Below are 16459 nucleotides of genomic sequence, written 5' to 3' on the forward strand. Positions count from 1 at the left end.
CAGCGACAATCGCTGCCTTTTTACTGTCTTTTTATCCAGTATTTTCTTTGAACATTTCTCGCACTATGTAATACTTAGTTGATTGCTAATTTAAGCTAAACGAGTTAGAGCGATAATAATGGATAAGATAGAAGTTCGTGGCGCCCGCACGCATAACCTCAAGAATATCAACCTCACTATTCCTCGTGACAAATTAATTGTCATCACAGGCTTATCGGGGTCAGGTAAATCTTCATTAGCCTTTGATACTTTATACGCGGAAGGGCAGCGCCGATATGTTGAATCGCTTTCAGCTTATGCCCGTCAATTTCTGTCATTGATGGAAAAGCCCGATGTCGATCATATCGAGGGTTTATCACCGGCTATTTCTATCGAGCAAAAATCCACGTCGCATAACCCTCGCTCGACCGTTGGTACTATTACCGAAGTTTACGACTATTTACGCCTACTCTATGCTCGCGTCGGTGAACCGCGCTGTCCGACTCATAAAGTGCCTTTAGCAGCTCAAACGGTTTCTCAGATGGTCGATAAGGTGCTTGAGATGCCTGAGGGTTCTAAAATGATGCTACTTGCCCCTATCGTCAAAGAGCGTAAGGGCGAGCATGTAAAGACATTGGAAAACCTTGCAGCACAAGGCTTCATTCGCGCCCGTATTGATGGTGAAACCTGCGATTTATCCGATCCTCCTCCTTTAGAACTACATAAAAAACATACCATTGAAGTCGTTGTCGACCGTTTCAAAGTACGTAGCGATCTTCAGCAGCGATTGGCAGAATCGTTTGAAACCACTCTAGAGTTATCCGGTGGTATTGCTGTCGTAGCACCTATGGATGGTGATGGCGAAGAAACGGTATTCTCCGCTAACTTTGCCTGTCCTCATTGTGGCTATAGCATGCAAGAGTTAGAGCCAAGATTATTTTCATTCAATAACCCTGCCGGTGCATGTGGTACTTGTGATGGTCTAGGTGTTCAGCAATATTTTGATCCTGCGCGCGTGATTCAAGACGAATCTCTAAGCCTGGCTCAAGGGGCAATTCGCGGTTGGGATCAAAAGAACTACTACTATTTCCAAATGTTGACCTCATTGGCAGATCACTACGGCTTTGATCTTCACCAACCTTTTGAACAACTGCCGAAGAAAACCCAAGAGATCATTTTAAAAGGCTCTGGCAGAACAGAAATCGAATTCAAATACATCAATGATCGTGGTGATATGCGAGTTAAGCGTCACCCGTTTGAAGGGATTCTCAACACGCTTGAGCGCCGTTACCGAGATACTGAGTCAAACACCGTGCGCGAAGATCTCGCCAAATATATCTCAACCAAATGCTGTTCAAGTTGTGATGGTAGTCGCCTACGTCTCGAAGCGCGTAATGTCTTTATTGCTGACACTACATTGCCTGAGATTGTTGAGCTAAGTATTGCTGACGCGTTAGGCTTTTTCGCTTCACTCAAGCTAGATGGCCAAAAAGCCAAAATTGCCGAAAAGGTCATGAAAGAGATCAACGACCGCTTAGAATTTTTGGTCAATGTTGGTCTCAATTATCTAAACCTATCACGCAGTGCGGAAACTTTATCCGGTGGTGAAGCACAGCGTATTCGCCTTGCTAGCCAAATTGGCGCAGGTCTCGTTGGCGTAATGTACGTTTTAGATGAACCTTCGATTGGCCTTCATCAACGTGACAACGAGCGCCTACTTAAAACCCTCACTCACTTACGAGATCTTGGCAATACCGTTCTTGTCGTCGAGCACGACGAAGATGCAATTCGCTGCGCCGATCATGTGATTGATATTGGCCCTGGAGCAGGTGTACACGGCGGTTCTGTCGTTGCCCAAGGCACGATGGAAGAGATACTTGCCACGCCAGACTCTCTAACAGGCCAATATCTAAGCGGCGCAAAAGAGATTGCGATTCCAACCACGCGCACTCCTTTTGATAAGAAGAAAATTGTCGAGTTGCAAGGTGCCAGCGGCAACAACCTCAAAGACGTCAACTTGCAAATTCCCGTCGGCCTATTCAGCTGTATTACTGGTGTATCGGGTTCAGGTAAATCGACTCTTATCAACGATACCTTCTTTAAAATTGCTCATACTCAGCTAAATGGTGCAACCACAGCAATGCCTGCACCATATAAAAAGATCAAAGGCCTTGAACACTTCGATAAAGTGATCGATATCGATCAAAGCCCTATCGGCCGTACACCTCGCTCAAACCCTGCGACTTACACCGGAATATTCACACCTATTCGTGAACTGTTTTCGGGCACTCAAGAAGCTCGTTCTCGAGGCTATAAACCAGGCAGATTTAGCTTTAACGTCCGCGGAGGCCGTTGTGAGGCTTGCCAAGGTGATGGTGTAATCAAAGTTGAAATGCACTTCTTACCTGATGTCTATGTACCGTGTGATGTATGTAAAGGTAAACGCTACAACCGAGAAACATTAGAGGTGCGCTACAAAGGCAAAACCATAGATGAAGTGTTGGAAATGACCGTTGAAGATGCGCGAACATTCTTTGATCCTGTACCTGTCATTGCTCGTAAGCTTCAAACATTAATGGATGTAGGCTTGTCCTATATTCGACTGGGCCAAGCGGCCACCACTCTATCTGGCGGTGAAGCACAGCGAGTAAAACTGGCGCGTGAGCTATCAAAACGCGATACCGGTAAGACCCTTTACATTTTGGATGAGCCAACAACCGGCCTGCATTTCCACGATATTCAACAGTTACTAACGGTATTGCATAGGTTACGCGACCATGGCAATACAGTGGTAGTGATAGAGCACAACCTTGATGTGATCAAAACTGCAGACTGGATTGTCGATTTAGGCCCTGAAGGCGGTCAAGGTGGCGGTGAAATCATTGCACAAGGTACGCCAGAAGATGTGGCTTTAGTCGAAGGTTCACATACAGCCAGATTCCTTAAACCTATGTTAAAGTAGTAAAATCTTTATACCTGTGATCCTCAAGGGTCTGTGAACTAACAAACCAGCGTATGATACGCTGGTTTCTTTTTAGCAAAGAGCGTGTATGGCAACCATTCATTTATCTGGCACTCAACTTGAACCCCAAGCGCCTAGAGTTCCGCTGATTCGTCCATTTTTAGTTTCTATAGCTGTGATGTTCATCGTAGCCATGCACTTCTTTATGCCTAACCCTGGTGGTTCTGGGCTAGCGCTATCTTTTAATGCAACAACATGGCTCGCTTTAGGTGTGGCAATTGCAATTGGTTTGTATCAAATTGGCACTGAAGGAGCGCTTCGCTACAACAAGCTGACTATTGTTCTATTTGCCGTATGTCTAATGCTAACCGCCCCTGTGCTCTACCCCAATGCCTCATTAGAATTGAGTCTTGGTCGACTCTCCGGGCTTTGGGTTGGCTTTATGCTGTTTGTCATCTTGCAGCAATTCCGATTTAGTAACCGTCAGAAGCAGCGTTTACTCTGGTTTATCATCATTGCCGTATTGATTGAAGCGCTACTTGGTTGGACACAATACCTTATTCTCGAACCTGGCAACTTTATGGGTTACGACGTATCCGCCAACAGACCATACGGCATATTCCAACAACCAAACGTGATGGCAAGCTTTCTTGCAACAGGATTTGTGCTTTCAGGCTATCTACTGGCGCGCCACCCAGCGAAATACCAAAGCCGTTTAAGTGCCGTCATCATTCTGTATATCATGCCCGCCCTCACGATTCCGTTGTTGGTATTTCTTGCCTCTCGTACTGGCTGGTTAGGTGCTGCCCTAGCAACAGTATTGGTCATTCCATATTTATATCGCTTCGCCACACAAAAGCGCCTGCTTGGTTGGTGCGCATCGGTATGTTTAGGTATTGCCATTGCTTTTACGCTCCCAGCGCTAAATAAAGCAACAGGTTCTATTGAAGCGAAGGCAAACTTAGAGAGTGCGAGAAGCTACATCTACCCACAAGCGGCAGATATGCTGGTTGAAAAACCATTTACAGGATACGGTTATGGCCGCTTTGAAGCTGAATATATTTTGTACACGGCAAGGCAGCATCAACTCAATTCCGATTATCACGTTGGTTTAGCAGCACTGGATCACCCGCACAATGAGCTACTGTATTGGGGTGTGGAAGGAGGATTATTGCCTCTACTTGGGATTCTATTAGCCGCTATTTTCGTACTTCTGCGTATGTATCAAGCGAAAAAAGGAACTCGCTTGGCCATGTTCGCGTTATTCGTACCAATATTGCTTCATAGCCAATTAGAGTATCCGTTTTATCACTCCATAATTCATTGGATCATCTTTATTGTTTTACTCTACTGGGTCGATCAACGAGCGAATTCTTATCGCACATTTTCGTTTAGCATTGTCTCGAAAACACTATTGAGAGTGTTCAGTTTAGTCGTCCCGATAGTCATCACCCTATATATGGGTAGCTCGCTTCATACCAACTATGTGCTCACTCAATTTGAAAAATCACAGCCAAAAGACCCGAATATATTGGCTCAAGTGTCTAATCCAATTGTGTGGAAAAACCGTTACGACTGGGACGTCTATAGTGTGTATCTAAACATAGGCTTGGTGACTCAAAACCCCGAATACATTCAACCTTATGTTGATTGGTCGTTGAAAATTATCAAAGACACACCAAGGCCGGCCTTCTATAACAACCTTATAATGGCCTACCAAGGCTTAGGGGAAGAGCAAAAAGCGGAGCAAATACGCAGCGAAGCGCAGTTCTTATTTCCAGCGCGAGACTTTGATAAAGTCCAGTACATAGCACCGGACATTGATGCTTTAAAAGCATCAGCAGCAGAATAAACCAAGCATCTTAATAATGCGGCTTCATCATGAAGCCGCTTTTTCTTTCATTGCTATCTTTTCCGAGACTATTGAGTGAGTGACTCTTCTAGCGCTCGAAGACACAAGGCGACATTTTCCGCACGAGCACCATAGCCCATGAGACCGATTCGCCACGCTTTACCCGCGAGCGCGCCAAGGCCAGCGCCAATTTCAAGATTATAGGTATCAAGTAGATGATTACGCACTTTCGCTTCATCGATGCCTTCAGGTACATAAACCGCGTTTAGTTGTGGTAAACGATGCTTTTCATCCACCACGAAGCGAAAACCGAGTTTTTCTAATCCGGTTTTCAAGGTTTCATGCATGGTTTTATGGCGCTGCCATGCATTTTCAAGTCCTTCATTTTTCAATATCAACAGCGCCTCATGCAGCGCATATAAGCTGTTTACTGGCGCAGTATGGTGGTAACTACGTTTACCTTCACCACTCCAATAGCCAAGCACTAAGCTTTGATCCAAAAACCAGCTCTGTACCGGAGTTTGACGAGATTTAATTTTCTCGATGGCTAGCTGAGAAAAGGTCACCGGAGATAAACCAGGCACACAAGACAAACACTTTTGACTGCCCGAATAGACCGCATCTAACTGCCATTCATCAACGCGTAGCTCAACACCACCTAGTGATGTCACGGTATCAACAATAGTCAGCGCACCATATTGCTTGGCTAATTGGCCGAGTGATGCCGCATCAGAAACAGCCCCTGTAGAGGTTTCAGCATGAACGAATGCCACAATTTTAATGTCATCATGCTGCGCTAAAGCGTCTTTTACTTTCTCTACAGAAACAGGCGTACCCCATTCATCATCAACAATAATCGCTTCACCACCAGCACGAACCACGTTTTCACGCATTCGTTCGCCAAACACGCCATTGCGACAAACCAACACCTTGTCGCCCGGCTCAATCAAATTAACGAAGCACGCCTCCATACCAGCGCTACCCGGCGCAGATACCGCAATAGTAAAATCGTTCTCGGTTTGAAAGGCGTATTTCAGTAACTGTTTAAGCTCATCCATCATACCGATAAATAGTGGGTCTAAGTGGCCGACAGTAGGGCGACTCAATGCTTGGAGAACTTGAGGTGATATATCTGAAGGCCCAGGCCCCATTAAAATACGATGAGGGGGAATAAAACTTTGGATTGTCATGATCACTCCTTGCAGCAGACTTGTTCGAATTTAATTATTATTCATAGCCACCATAGAGTATTAAACCAAACTCGGCAATTGGCCCTAAGTCTATAGAAGATCTGCATCAACCCTTAGCTTTTCGAAACTAGGTTTTATTCATCGCCAACGTTTTCCTGCTTGTTACAAATTAATGATTTTTTGACCAAATTAACCGTTGACTTTGATCACATAAAAACGTTCAATAATTATTCACAGAAGAGGAGCATTACCTAGGTAGATGCATCGTGGAGCCGCAAATCCTAAACGATGTATTGAGGGAGAGTAATGCCGAGATTGACCGAAGTTGCAGGTTTCGGTACGTCGGTTGACTTGAGTTGAATCTCATCAATTGTCATCAGCGCAGCCTGATGAAGCGCTTCTGAGGTGAATAATGTTGCAAACATCTACCTCTTTTATCGCTCAAAAACTCTCTTCTTGTTTGAGATTTCAAACAAAACATCGGACGTTGGACAACCAACAACAACTTAGGAAGTCGTGGGAGAATCACTGTGAGCTCTTTTAATGTCGCCAAATTCGGCGGAACAAGTGTCGCAAACTTTGAAGCAATGAGCCGTTGTGCGGCCATCATTGAACAAAATCCAAATACCAAACTGATTGTCAGTAGCGCATGTTCAGGCGTGACCAACTTATTGGTCGAGCTTGCCAATGGTGTGCAAGACTCTGCTCAACGCGCAGAAATTCTAACCAAACTAGCGGCTATTCACCAAGCAGTGTTGGATAAGCTAGAAGTCGCAGATGAAACGGCGGCTGAGATAGTAAAAATTCTCGATACCGTCACTAACTTAGCTGAAGCAGCTTCAATTCAAGCCAGCACTAAATTGACCGATCATTTAGTCGCGTGTGGTGAGTTGATGTCTACTCACTTACTTACACAATTAATGAAAGAGCGCGGGCTCAATGCGGTTCGTTTTGATATTCGCGATGTACTCAAAACAGACGATAACTTTGGCAAAGCAGAACCTCAGTTAGAAACGATTCGTCAATTGGCAGAACAAAAACTCGTTCCTCTATGTCAAAACCACGTGGTAGTAACGCAAGGCTTTATAGGTTCTGACCCAGAGGGCAATACAACCACTTTAGGTCGCGGCGGCAGTGACTATAGCGCAGCCCTAATTGCTGAGGCGGTACAAGCGAGTGGCCTAGAAATTTGGACAGACGTTCCGGGCATCTACACCACCGATCCGCGCATTGCGGCCAAAGCCTCTCCTATCCCAGAAATCAGCTTTAGTGAAGCATCTGAGATGGCGAACTTTGGTGCTAAGATTTTGCACCCATCGACTCTTATCCCAGCTCTTCGTCACGACATTCCCGTTTTTGTCGGCTCTTCAAAAGAACCAGAAAAAGGCGGCACTTGGATTCGTCATCAAGTAGAAAGCTCGCCACTTTTCCGTGCGTTGGCATTGCGTTGCAATCAAACCATGGTGACGCTGCGCAGCGCGAACATGTTCCATGCCTATGGCTTCTTAGCTAAAGTGTTTGAGATCCTTGCGAAACATAAAGTCTCTGTTGATCTCATTACTACGTCAGAGATCAGCGTCTCTTTAACACTTGATCAAACAGACACATCTGGCGGTGCGCCTGAACTGCCGCAAGCGGCAAAAGAAGAGTTAGAACAGTTGTGTACCGTCGATGTCGAGCAGAACCTCTGCTTAGTGGCTCTAATTGGTAACAATATGAGTGAAAGCAAAGGCTACGCGAAACAAGTATTCAGCACTTTAGAAGACTTCAACTTACGCATGATTTGCTACGGTGCAAGCCCACACAACTTGTGCTTCTTGCTACACGAATCTGTCTCTCGTCAGGCTATCCAAAAGCTGCACACCGAGCTTTTTGAAAGTTAAACTCTCCTCAAACAAAAACGAGCACCAATGCGCTCGTTTTTATTTCTGTTAAACCCAGACCTTAATCCATATCAATCTTAACATTCGAAAGTGCACCACCAGAAAAACTCTCGCCGCGTTGCGTTTTAAGCATAATGCGTAAATCATTGGCGGAATCTGCACTGTGCAACGCATCCTCTTCACTGATTTTGTCATCGATGACCAACTGATATAGCGCTTGATCAAAGGTCTGCATCCCTACCTGCTGTGATTTCGCCATGGTTGATTTAAGTTCATGCAGATCACCACGACGAACCAAGTCAGACACGCGCGGGCTATTAAGCAGTATCTCAAACACACCATGACGTCCTTGGCCATGCTTATCGCGCAAGAGTTGCTGGCCCACCACCCCTTTTAGGTTCATCGATAAATCAAACAAAAACTGCTCTTTTTGCTCTTTAGGCACCAAATGCAAAATACGCTCTAAAGCTTGGTTGGCGTTATTGGCGTGCAATGTCGCCATACACAAATGGCCAGTTTCGGCGAAGGTCATGGCATATTCCATAGTCTCACGACTGCGTATCTCACCAATCAAAATCATGTCAGGTGCTTGACGCAGAGAGTTCTTAAGTGCCACTTCATAGCTTTCGGTATCCAAACCGACCTCACGCTGAGTAACTATACAACGATTATGCTCATGAACAAATTCAATCGGATCTTCTACCGTTAAAATATGCCCTGTTCGGTGCATATTACGATAGCCTGTCATTGCTGCCATGGTGGTTGATTTACCCGACCCCGTTGCACCAACAACCAGCACTAAACCACGCTTTGCAATTGCTAAATCTTGCAACACATCGGGCAGCTTTAACTGCTCAAATGTCGGGATATTGGTTTCGATTCTGCGAATTACAGCGCCCGGAAGTTCTCGCTGGAAGAATGCCGACACACGAAAACGGCCAATATCGCGTACCACTGCAAAATTGGCCTCACGGCTGCGGCGATACTCTTGCTGGCGTTCGCTATCCATCATAGTGTCGAGTAACTGCATCACTTGCGACTGAGTCAGTTTATCACCATGCGCGCGCAGCTCACCGTCAACCCGATAGAGCACTGGAGCACCAACCGTAATATAGAGATCAGACGCTTTCTGATCTGTCATTCCATGTAAAAAAGCATCGATATCCATATCCCTTCTCCCTAAAACGTCGTTGTATCAATGATAGAAGCAACTTCTTGCGGGTCGACTAACCCTTTGGCAATTAACTGTTTCGCATTCTGCTCCATCGTTTGCATGCCTTGAGAAGCTCCAGTCTGAATCACTGAATACATCTGTGCCACTTTATCTTCACGGATCAAGTTACGAATCGCTGGTGTCGCCATCATGATCTCATGACAAGCAACACGGCCGCCGCCAATACGCTTCACCAGTTTTTGTGCAATAACCGAACGCAAAGATTCAGAGAGCATTGAACGCACCATATCTTTATCACTGCCAGGGAACACATCGATGATACGGTCGATAGTTTTAGCAGCTGAGCTAGTGTGCAAAGTACCAAACACTAGGTGGCCTGTTTCCGCCGCGGTAAGCGCTAAACTGATCGTCTCTTGGTCACGCAGCTCACCTACTAAGATGACATCTGGATCTTCACGCAGCGCACTGCGCAGCGCCGCTTTAAAGCTATGAGTATCTCGATGTACTTCGCGTTGGTTAACCAAACATTGATTATTGCTGTGCACAAATTCAATTGGGTCTTCAATGGTAAGAATATGCTTTTTGTGATTGCGGTTGATGTAATCCACCATGGCCGCCAAAGTGGTCGATTTACCTGAGCCCGTAGGGCCAGTCACAAGCACTAGGCCTTTATCTATATTGGCAATATTGTTGAATATATCTGGCGCACCAAGCTCTTCAAGCGTAGGAACCTTAGTTGGGATGGTACGAAATACCGCCGCACAGCCACGCGTTTGATTGAATGCATTAACACGGAAACGACCAACGTTTGGCAATTCAAATGAGAAGTCCACTTCAAGGTGTTCTTCAAACTCGCTGCGCTGAGCATCATTCATGATTTCAAACACCAAGCGGTGCACGTCCGCGTGAGCTAATTCAGGCATGCTGAGCTTTCTCACTTCACCATCAATGCGCACCATTGGAGAAACTCCAGCAGAAAGATGTAGATCTGACGCATTATGTTTTACACTAAAATCCAATAACTCAGCGATATCCATTTAAATTCCTTAGTAAAGTTAGCCATGAGTAGTATTCAACAAAATATTGAACAGATCACCTCACAGATCTTAGCCGCGCAGCAAAAGTGTGGTCGTACTCAAGAGTCCGTGCAACTTCTGGCGGTGAGTAAGACCAAACCGAATCAAGCTGTCTTAGAAGCCGCTCATGCAGGTCAAACTGCATTCGGTGAAAACTATGTGCAAGAGGGCGTGGATAAAATAGCATATTTTTCAGAACACCATCCAGAGCTCAAGTTGGAGTGGCACTTCATTGGCCCACTCCAATCCAACAAAACGCGACCTGTCGCAGAGAATTTTGCATGGGTTCATACTATTGATAGAGCAAAAATTGCGCAGCGATTAAATGATCAACGCCCTTCGAGCTTGGATAAACTTCAGGTACTTATCCAAGTCAACACCAGTGCTGAAAGCAGCAAGTCTGGTGTTAATGATCAGCAAGTATTTGAGTTAGCCGAGTTGATTTATTCTCTACCCAACCTCACGTTAAGAGGGTTGATGTCAATTCCAGCTAACGTGACTGACTATCAGTCACAGTTACAGGCATTCAATCAGTTAGCCGAACTAAAAGACGCGTTATCTGCGCGCTACCCAGATCTAAATCTCGATACACTTTCGATGGGTATGAGTGGTGATATGGAAGCCGCCATTGAAGCAGGTAGTACCATGGTTCGTATCGGCACGGCCATTTTCGGTGCTCGTGATTACAAATAAAATAAATTAGGAAGCCATTATGCAACACAAGAAAATTACGTTTATCGGCGCAGGAAACATGGCGCGCTCAATTATTGCTGGTCTAGTTGCAAGCGGGTATCCCGCCAAACTCATTACTGCTACCGACCCAAATCAAGATCAGCGTGATTTCCTTGCTACGCAATATGGCATTCAAACCGAAGCTGATAACTTAATTGCCGCTTCAGGTGCAGACGTCATCGTACTGGCTGTGAAACCTCAGCTGATGTCAGTTGTGGCTGAAGGGCTACAAAGCATCGATTATAGCGATAAATTAGTCATCTCGATTGCGGCAGGTATCAGTGCTGCACGTTTAAATGAAATGTTCGCGGCTCAATTACAGCTGGTACGTGTCATGCCAAATACCCCAGCGCTTGTCAGCCAAGGTATGAGTGGTCTGTACGCACCTAAACAAGTAACAGAGCAAGACAAGCAATTTGCCGCTGATCTCATGACTGCGGTTGGTAAAGTGTGCTGGGTAGAGACAGAATCTGGCATCAATAACATAATCGCAGCAGCAGGTAGCGCACCGGCTTATTTCTTCCTATTTATGGAAGCGATGCAGGCTGAGGCTATCGCACAAGGTTTTGATCAGCAAACCGCTCGTTTACTTGTTCAACAATCGGCATTGGGCGCAGCAGAAATGGTTATAGCTAATCCTGAAACTGAGCTTTCGACCTTGCGCGAACAAGTGACATCTAAAGGCGGTACAACAGCAGAAGCGTTACGTACATTCAATCAACATCAATTGTCTGATATTGTAGCCAAAGCAATGCAAGCTGCCGTCACTCGTGCTGAAGAGATGGAAAAACAATTTTAATAACACTCACCACGAGAAAGCGTATCAGCTCATCTCGATTGGTATATTAACCTGAGCTAGTCAGTTAGCTCTCATGAATTAAGGGAAACCTATGAGTTCAATGAGTTTTCTTATTGCCACCCTATTTGATTTGTACATCATGGTGGTCATTCTACGCATGTGGCTGCAAGCTGCGCGCGCAGATTTCTACAACCCATTTTCTCAATTTGTCGTCAATGCAACCCAGCCTGTCGTAGGCCCTTTACGTCGCTTTATTCCGTCGATTGGTAGTATTGACCTCGCCACCTTGCTGTTTGCTTACGCGCTAATGGTCGGCAAATTTGCACTGATAGCGCTTGTTGCGCCAAAAGAGGCCTTCAGCGTAACCCTACAAGGCCACCTATTTGTTGCAATGTTCGCGTTAGTCAAAACCATGGGTAAGATTTTATTCTATGTACTGATCGTGCGTGCCATTTTGAGTTGGGTAAGCCAAGGAAGAAGCCCTGTGGAATATGTTTTCCACCAGCTAACTGAACCTATGCTTGCACCAATTCGCCGTGTAATTCCGGCAATGGGCGGCTTCGATTTCAGTATCTTGGTGCTATTTATTGCCTTACAGTTTGCTAACCGACTGGTCGGTGAGTTGCTCTCGCCACTAATTGGCATCCTTTGGTTCCAGTTGTAATGTCCAATGCCGCATGGCTTGAAGGCGAAGACGTGGTTCTTCGCCTTTACATTCAACCTAAGGCCAGCCGAGATAAAATTGTTGGCTTACACGGTGAAGAATTAAAAATCGCAATTACGGCTCCACCTGTGGATGGCAAAGCCAATGCGCATTTGAGTAAGTACCTCGCCAAACAGTTTAAGGTCGCCAAAGGCCTTATTAGCATCGAAAAAGGTGAACTGGGGCGGCACAAGCAAGTGCGAATCACCGCTCCGACACAAATGCCCGAAGAGATTAAAGCCATCCTATGATGGCTTTTTTACTATTTGTCGCTAAGTAACCTGTAAATAGTCTGCAGCAAAAACTAGCATTCATGGTAAAGGCCATTTAAAGTTCACCCCAATTCATTTTCATTGAAATTAAACGAGGCTACTGATGAGCAAAATCGTTCTTGCGACAGGCAACCAAGGCAAAGTAAAAGAAATGGCAGATCTACTGTCAGATTTCGGTTTTGAAGTATTAGCACAAAGCGAATTCAACGTATCAGAAGTCGCTGAAACCGGTACAACCTTTATCGAAAATGCCATCATCAAAGCTCGTCACGCAGCCAAAGAAACAGGCCTAGCAGCAATTGCAGATGACTCTGGATTGGAAGTGGATTTTCTTAATGGCGCTCCGGGCATTTACTCAGCGCGCTACGCTGGTGAAAACGCAAGTGACCAACAGAATTTAGAAAAACTGCTTGATGCGATGAAAGGCGTGCCGCAAGAGCAACGCACTGCACGCTTTCATTGTGTACTGGTACTAATGCGTCATGAAAACGACCCAACACCAATTGTTTGCCACGGCAAATGGGAGGGCCAAATTCTTACCGAAGCTCAAGGTGACAACGGCTTTGGTTACGATCCAGTATTCTTTGTCCCAGAAGATAATTGTGCATCAGCAGAATTAGCGCCAGCACGTAAGAAGCAACTGTCTCACCGCGGCAAAGCGCTCAAACAGCTGTTCGCAACCCTATCAGAGCAACAGTAAACTCTATGCGCTTATCTCCACCAGCACTTAGCTTATATGTACACATCCCATGGTGTGTACAAAAGTGCCCGTATTGTGATTTCAACTCACATGCACTAAAAGCTGAGATCCCTGAAGATCAATATATCGATGCACTATTAGAAGATCTTGATACCGATATAGAGAAGTATCGATTAAATGACGCACCGAGAGCGTTGCACTCGATTTTTATCGGTGGTGGCACACCAAGCCTTATCACTGCAGAAGGAATTGGCCGCCTTTTAACGGGTATTGAACAGCGAATCCCGTTTAAAGATGATATTGAAATCACCATGGAGGCCAACCCAGGCACGGTAGAAGCCGAGCGCTTCACTGGCTACCAAGCGGTCGGGGTAAACCGTATCTCGCTAGGAGTGCAAAGTTTTGAGCAATCAAAACTTGAGAAGCTAGGGCGAATTCACGGCCCTCAAGAAGCAATCAATGCCGCTCATCTAGCCCATCAAATAGGCTTAAACAGCTTTAACCTCGATCTAATGCATGGCCTTCCGGATCAAAGTATTGAGCAAGCGCTCGTTGATTTAGATAAAGCGATCGAGCTCAATCCGCCGCATCTATCTTGGTATCAATTAACTATTGAGCCTAATACCATGTTCTACTACAAACCGCCGACTCTGCCAGACGACGATGATTTGTGGGACATTTTTGAACAAGGCCACCAAAAACTGAGCGCTGCGGGTTACGTGCAATATGAAATCTCTGGCTACAGCAAACCGGGTTATCAATGCCAACACAACCTCAACTACTGGCGCTTTGGTGATTACCTAGGCATAGGCTGTGGCTCTCACGGTAAACTCAGCTTTAGCGATGGGCGCATTATTCGTACCACCAAAGTAAAACACCCGAGAGGCTACTTAGCCGCTTACCAAAATATGGTGAAACCTTACATCAGTGATGAGTTTGAAGTGGCAAATGAAGATAGGCCATTTGAGTTCTTTATGAACCGCTTTAGATTACTGGAGGCGTGCCCAAAACAAGATTTCATAGATACGACAGGGCTACCGCTAAAAGCGATTCAACCCACTATAGATTGGGCATTAGGTAAGCAATACTTAAGTGAAAGTGACACTCATTGGCAAATCACAGAAAAAGGAAAACTGTTCCTCAATGATTTGCTAGAAGCCTTCATGGCAGAAGAAGAGTAGATAGAAAACGTCATCATAAAAATATGAATTTGCAGCGCACAAGGCTGCAAATTCATTGATGACTAGAAACTAAAGGCTAGAAAATAGAACGCCCAATGCGCTCTGAAAGCAGCTCTAACGCCTTAGTACCCGCCAACGAGTTACCTGATGGGTCTAGCTCTGGCGACCAAACCGCAATGGTCATTTCTCCCGGAACAACGGCAATAATACCGCCGCCGACACCTGATTTACCCGGCATACCCACCCGATAAGCAAACTCACCCGCACCATCATATAAGCCACATGTCGCGAGCAAAGCATTCAACTGCTTGGTTTGGGTCGGAGTAATGATCTGCTTACCTGTTTGTACCGATACGCCTTTATTGGCCAAATAGCTGAATGTCTTAGCCAAATCCACACAGCTCATCTTAAGTGCACAAGCGTGGAAGTAATTGTTCAATACTGGGATCACGTCATTTTCAAAGTTGCCAAACGAGCGCATCAGATACGCAATCGCTGCATTGCGGTCGCTATGCAGCATCTCAGAGGCTGCTACCACCTTGTCGTAAGTAATGTGAGTATCACCCGACAATTGGCGCACAAACTCCAACAGACGCTGCCTAGGGGCTGACAGACGGCTATGCAATAAGTCAGCAACAACGATAGCACCCGCATTGATAAATGGGTTGCGAGGAATACCCTGCTCCATCTCAAGCTGAATCATCGAGTTAAACGCTTGGCCAGATGGCTCTTTACCCACGCGAGACCAAATTTCTTCCGGTTTATACAAAGACATCGCTAATGTAAGACTGAGCGCCTTAGAGATCGACTGCACCGAAAAGCCTTCTTCCGCGTCACCGGCTTTGATCACTTCACCGTGATTGGTATACACCGCGATCGCCAGTTTTTGGTTCGAAACTTTTGCTAGCGCAGGAATATAGTCAGCGACCTTACCCTGACCAATCAAAGGGCGAACTTCTTGTAAGATATCAGCCAAGATTGCTTGTGTTGGTTTCATGTGTGACCTATCGATTATTATTGTCTTTGCCTAAAACGGCTTGCTTTAGGGGGCAAAAAGCCAACATTTTCATGTTGGCTTTTAGTCAATTATAAAAGGGATTTCCCTTTAAAACCGTGAGATTAAGCGATGCGCTTAAACTTAATATCCCACACGCCATGGCCGAGACGATGGCCACGCGCTTCAAACTTAGTTAATGGGCGCTCTTCTGGACGAGGTACGTAATCGCCATCAACCGCAATATTGGCGTAACCAGGAGCCGCCGTCATCACTTCAATCATATGCTCGGCGTAGTTTTCCCAGTCAGTCGCCATGTGGAAAATACCATCTTCAACTTGAAGCTTTTGGCGAACCATCTCAGCGAAATCAAGCTGAACAATACGGCGCTTGTGGTGGCGCTTCTTGTGCCATGGGTCAGGGAAGAACAATTGTAGCGTTGCTAGGCTGCTATCCGGAATCATATTAGCAAACACTTCTACCGCATCGTGGCACATAACACGTAGGTTAGTCACACCTGCATCACGAGCATCTGATAAACAAGCACCAACACCTGGGCTATGCACTTCAATACCGATGAAGTTTTTCTCAGGAGCATTCTTTGCCATTTCAACCAAAGATGCGCCCATACCGAAACCAATTTCTAGTACCACAGGGTTGTCGTTACCGAATACTTCTTTCCAATCTAGAAGCTTTTCTTGGTAATCAATACCCATGGTCGGCCAACACTCTTTCATCGCGTTTTCTTGACCTTTGGTTAAACGACCTTCACGACGCACAAAGCTGCGTACTTTGCGAATCAGTTTGCCGTCTTCATTGTATTCGTTTGTGGTCACTTCACTCATGATTTTGCCTGTTTAAAAATTGGTCTCGACTCAAAGGGATTGTGATTATCCAAAGAATTGCCAAGGGTGCAAGTTTTTATCGCTAAAACCGTACACTTTATAGGTTGTACTTAACCA

General features: G+C 45.6%; 14 protein-coding genes and 1 riboswitch. Of the genes, 9 read left to right on the top strand and 5 right to left on the bottom strand.

Annotation, left to right across the window (positions count from 1 at the left end):
- Window positions 1–118: 118 nt before the first annotated feature.
- Together uvrA and MU515_RS16730 are read left to right on the top strand one after the other, a co-directional pair.
- Window positions 119–2941 (top strand): excinuclease ABC subunit UvrA, encoded by a 2823-nt coding sequence (gene uvrA, locus MU515_RS16725; protein WP_260261534.1) that lies wholly within the window; start codon window positions 119–121, stop codon window positions 2939–2941.
- Between the two features lie 88 nt (window positions 2942–3029).
- On the top strand, window positions 3030–4793 hold the full coding sequence (locus tag MU515_RS16730; RefSeq protein WP_260261535.1) for a PglL family O-oligosaccharyltransferase: 1764 nt from the start codon (window positions 3030–3032) through the stop codon (window positions 4791–4793).
- Between the two features lie 68 nt (window positions 4794–4861).
- Here MU515_RS16730 and MU515_RS16735 read toward each other — a convergent pair whose 3' ends face one another.
- Window positions 4862–5983, bottom strand: coding sequence for a pyridoxal-phosphate-dependent aminotransferase family protein (locus MU515_RS16735; RefSeq protein WP_260261536.1), 1122 nt, complete (start codon window positions 5981–5983; stop codon window positions 4862–4864).
- 229 nt (window positions 5984–6212) lie between these two features.
- Window positions 6213–6391, top strand: a riboswitch (Lysine riboswitch).
- Window positions 6392–6513: 122 nt separating this feature from the next.
- On the opposite strand from MU515_RS16735, the gene lysC reads away from it, so the two are divergent.
- Window positions 6514–7866: a lysine-sensitive aspartokinase 3 gene (lysC, locus tag MU515_RS16740; RefSeq protein WP_260261537.1), complete on the top strand. Its 1353-nt coding sequence runs from the start codon at window positions 6514–6516 to the stop codon at window positions 7864–7866.
- A 61-nt stretch (window positions 7867–7927) separates the two neighbouring features.
- On the opposite strand, the gene MU515_RS16745 is transcribed toward lysC, so the two are convergent.
- Entirely contained in the window at window positions 7928–9034 is a 1107-nt protein-coding gene (locus tag MU515_RS16745; protein ID WP_260261538.1) for a PilT/PilU family type 4a pilus ATPase, read from the bottom strand.
- An 11-nt stretch (window positions 9035–9045) separates the two neighbouring features.
- Window positions 9046–10077, bottom strand: a complete 1032-nt coding sequence (locus MU515_RS16750; protein ID WP_260261539.1) for a type IV pilus twitching motility protein PilT — start codon at window positions 10075–10077, stop codon at window positions 9046–9048.
- Between the two features lie 24 nt (window positions 10078–10101).
- Here MU515_RS16750 and MU515_RS16755 point away from each other — a divergent pair, with 24 nt between their 5' ends.
- The 6 genes from MU515_RS16755 (at window position 10102) to hemW (ending at window position 14503) form a co-directional block, all read left to right on the top strand.
- Window positions 10102–10809: a YggS family pyridoxal phosphate-dependent enzyme gene (locus MU515_RS16755; RefSeq protein ID WP_260261540.1), complete on the top strand. Its 708-nt coding sequence runs from the start codon at window positions 10102–10104 to the stop codon at window positions 10807–10809.
- A gap of 19 nt (window positions 10810–10828) precedes the next feature.
- Window positions 10829–11647: a pyrroline-5-carboxylate reductase gene (proC, locus tag MU515_RS16760; RefSeq protein WP_260261541.1), complete on the top strand. Its 819-nt coding sequence runs from the start codon at window positions 10829–10831 to the stop codon at window positions 11645–11647.
- A gap of 91 nt (window positions 11648–11738) precedes the next feature.
- A complete protein-coding gene (locus MU515_RS16765; RefSeq protein ID WP_260261542.1) occupies window positions 11739–12311 on the top strand; it encodes a YggT family protein in 573 nt (190 codons plus the stop codon).
- Window positions 12311–12601, top strand: coding sequence for a DUF167 family protein YggU (yggU, locus tag MU515_RS16770; protein WP_260261543.1), 291 nt, complete (start codon window positions 12311–12313; stop codon window positions 12599–12601). Before MU515_RS16765 ends, yggU begins: the two co-directional genes overlap by 1 nt.
- Window positions 12602–12725: 124 nt before the next feature.
- Window positions 12726–13322 carry an XTP/dITP diphosphatase gene (locus MU515_RS16775; RefSeq protein ID WP_260261544.1) on the top strand — a complete coding sequence of 199 codons (597 nt, stop codon included), beginning with the start codon at window positions 12726–12728 and terminating at the stop codon, window positions 13320–13322.
- A 5-nt stretch (window positions 13323–13327) separates the two neighbouring features.
- The gene (hemW, locus tag MU515_RS16780) at window positions 13328–14503 is read left to right on the top strand and encodes a radical SAM family heme chaperone HemW (RefSeq protein ID WP_260261545.1); all 1176 of its coding nucleotides are present in this window, start codon (window positions 13328–13330) and stop codon (window positions 14501–14503) included.
- Between the two features lie 76 nt (window positions 14504–14579).
- Here hemW and glsB read toward each other — a convergent pair whose 3' ends face one another.
- Complete coding sequence (gene glsB / locus MU515_RS16785; RefSeq protein WP_260261546.1) at window positions 14580–15500, bottom strand: glutaminase B; 921 nt, start codon at window positions 15498–15500, stop codon at window positions 14580–14582.
- 122 nt (window positions 15501–15622) lie between these two features.
- Window positions 15623–16342, bottom strand: coding sequence for a tRNA (guanosine(46)-N7)-methyltransferase TrmB (trmB, locus tag MU515_RS16790; RefSeq protein WP_260261547.1), 720 nt, complete (start codon window positions 16340–16342; stop codon window positions 15623–15625).
- Window positions 16343–16459: the final 117 nt, after the last annotated feature.

The sequence above is a fragment of the Vibrio intestinalis genome, assembly GCF_025195085.2.
In the GTDB taxonomy this organism is placed as follows: Bacteria; Pseudomonadota; Gammaproteobacteria; order Enterobacterales; family Vibrionaceae; genus Vibrio; species Vibrio intestinalis.

Bases quoted from the DNA above. Each gene is read 5' to 3' on its own strand.
- proC (WP_260261541.1), top strand. From the start codon at position 10,829: ATGCAACACAAGAAAATTACGTTTATCGGCGCAGGAAACATGGCGCGC.
- MU515_RS16745 (WP_260261538.1), bottom strand. From the start codon at position 9,034: ATGGATATCGATGCTTTTTTACATGGAATGACAGATCAGAAAGCGTCT.
- MU515_RS16755 (WP_260261540.1), top strand. From the start codon at position 10,102: ATGAGTAGTATTCAACAAAATATTGAACAGATCACCTCACAGATCTTA.
- yggU (WP_260261543.1), top strand. From the start codon at position 12,311: ATGTCCAATGCCGCATGGCTTGAAGGCGAAGACGTGGTTCTTCGCCTT.
- MU515_RS16765 (WP_260261542.1), top strand. From the start codon at position 11,739: ATGAGTTCAATGAGTTTTCTTATTGCCACCCTATTTGATTTGTACATC.
- MU515_RS16750 (WP_260261539.1), bottom strand. From the start codon at position 10,077: ATGGATATCGCTGAGTTATTGGATTTTAGTGTAAAACATAATGCGTCA.
- MU515_RS16775 (WP_260261544.1), top strand. From the start codon at position 12,726: ATGAGCAAAATCGTTCTTGCGACAGGCAACCAAGGCAAAGTAAAAGAA.
- MU515_RS16735 (WP_260261536.1), bottom strand. From the start codon at position 5,983: ATGACAATCCAAAGTTTTATTCCCCCTCATCGTATTTTAATGGGGCCT.
- uvrA (WP_260261534.1), top strand. From the start codon at position 119: ATGGATAAGATAGAAGTTCGTGGCGCCCGCACGCATAACCTCAAGAAT.
- glsB (WP_260261546.1), bottom strand. From the start codon at position 15,500: ATGAAACCAACACAAGCAATCTTGGCTGATATCTTACAAGAAGTTCGC.
- trmB (WP_260261547.1), bottom strand. From the start codon at position 16,342: ATGAGTGAAGTGACCACAAACGAATACAATGAAGACGGCAAACTGATT.
- hemW (WP_260261545.1), top strand. From the start codon at position 13,328: ATGCGCTTATCTCCACCAGCACTTAGCTTATATGTACACATCCCATGG.
- MU515_RS16730 (WP_260261535.1), top strand. From the start codon at position 3,030: ATGGCAACCATTCATTTATCTGGCACTCAACTTGAACCCCAAGCGCCT.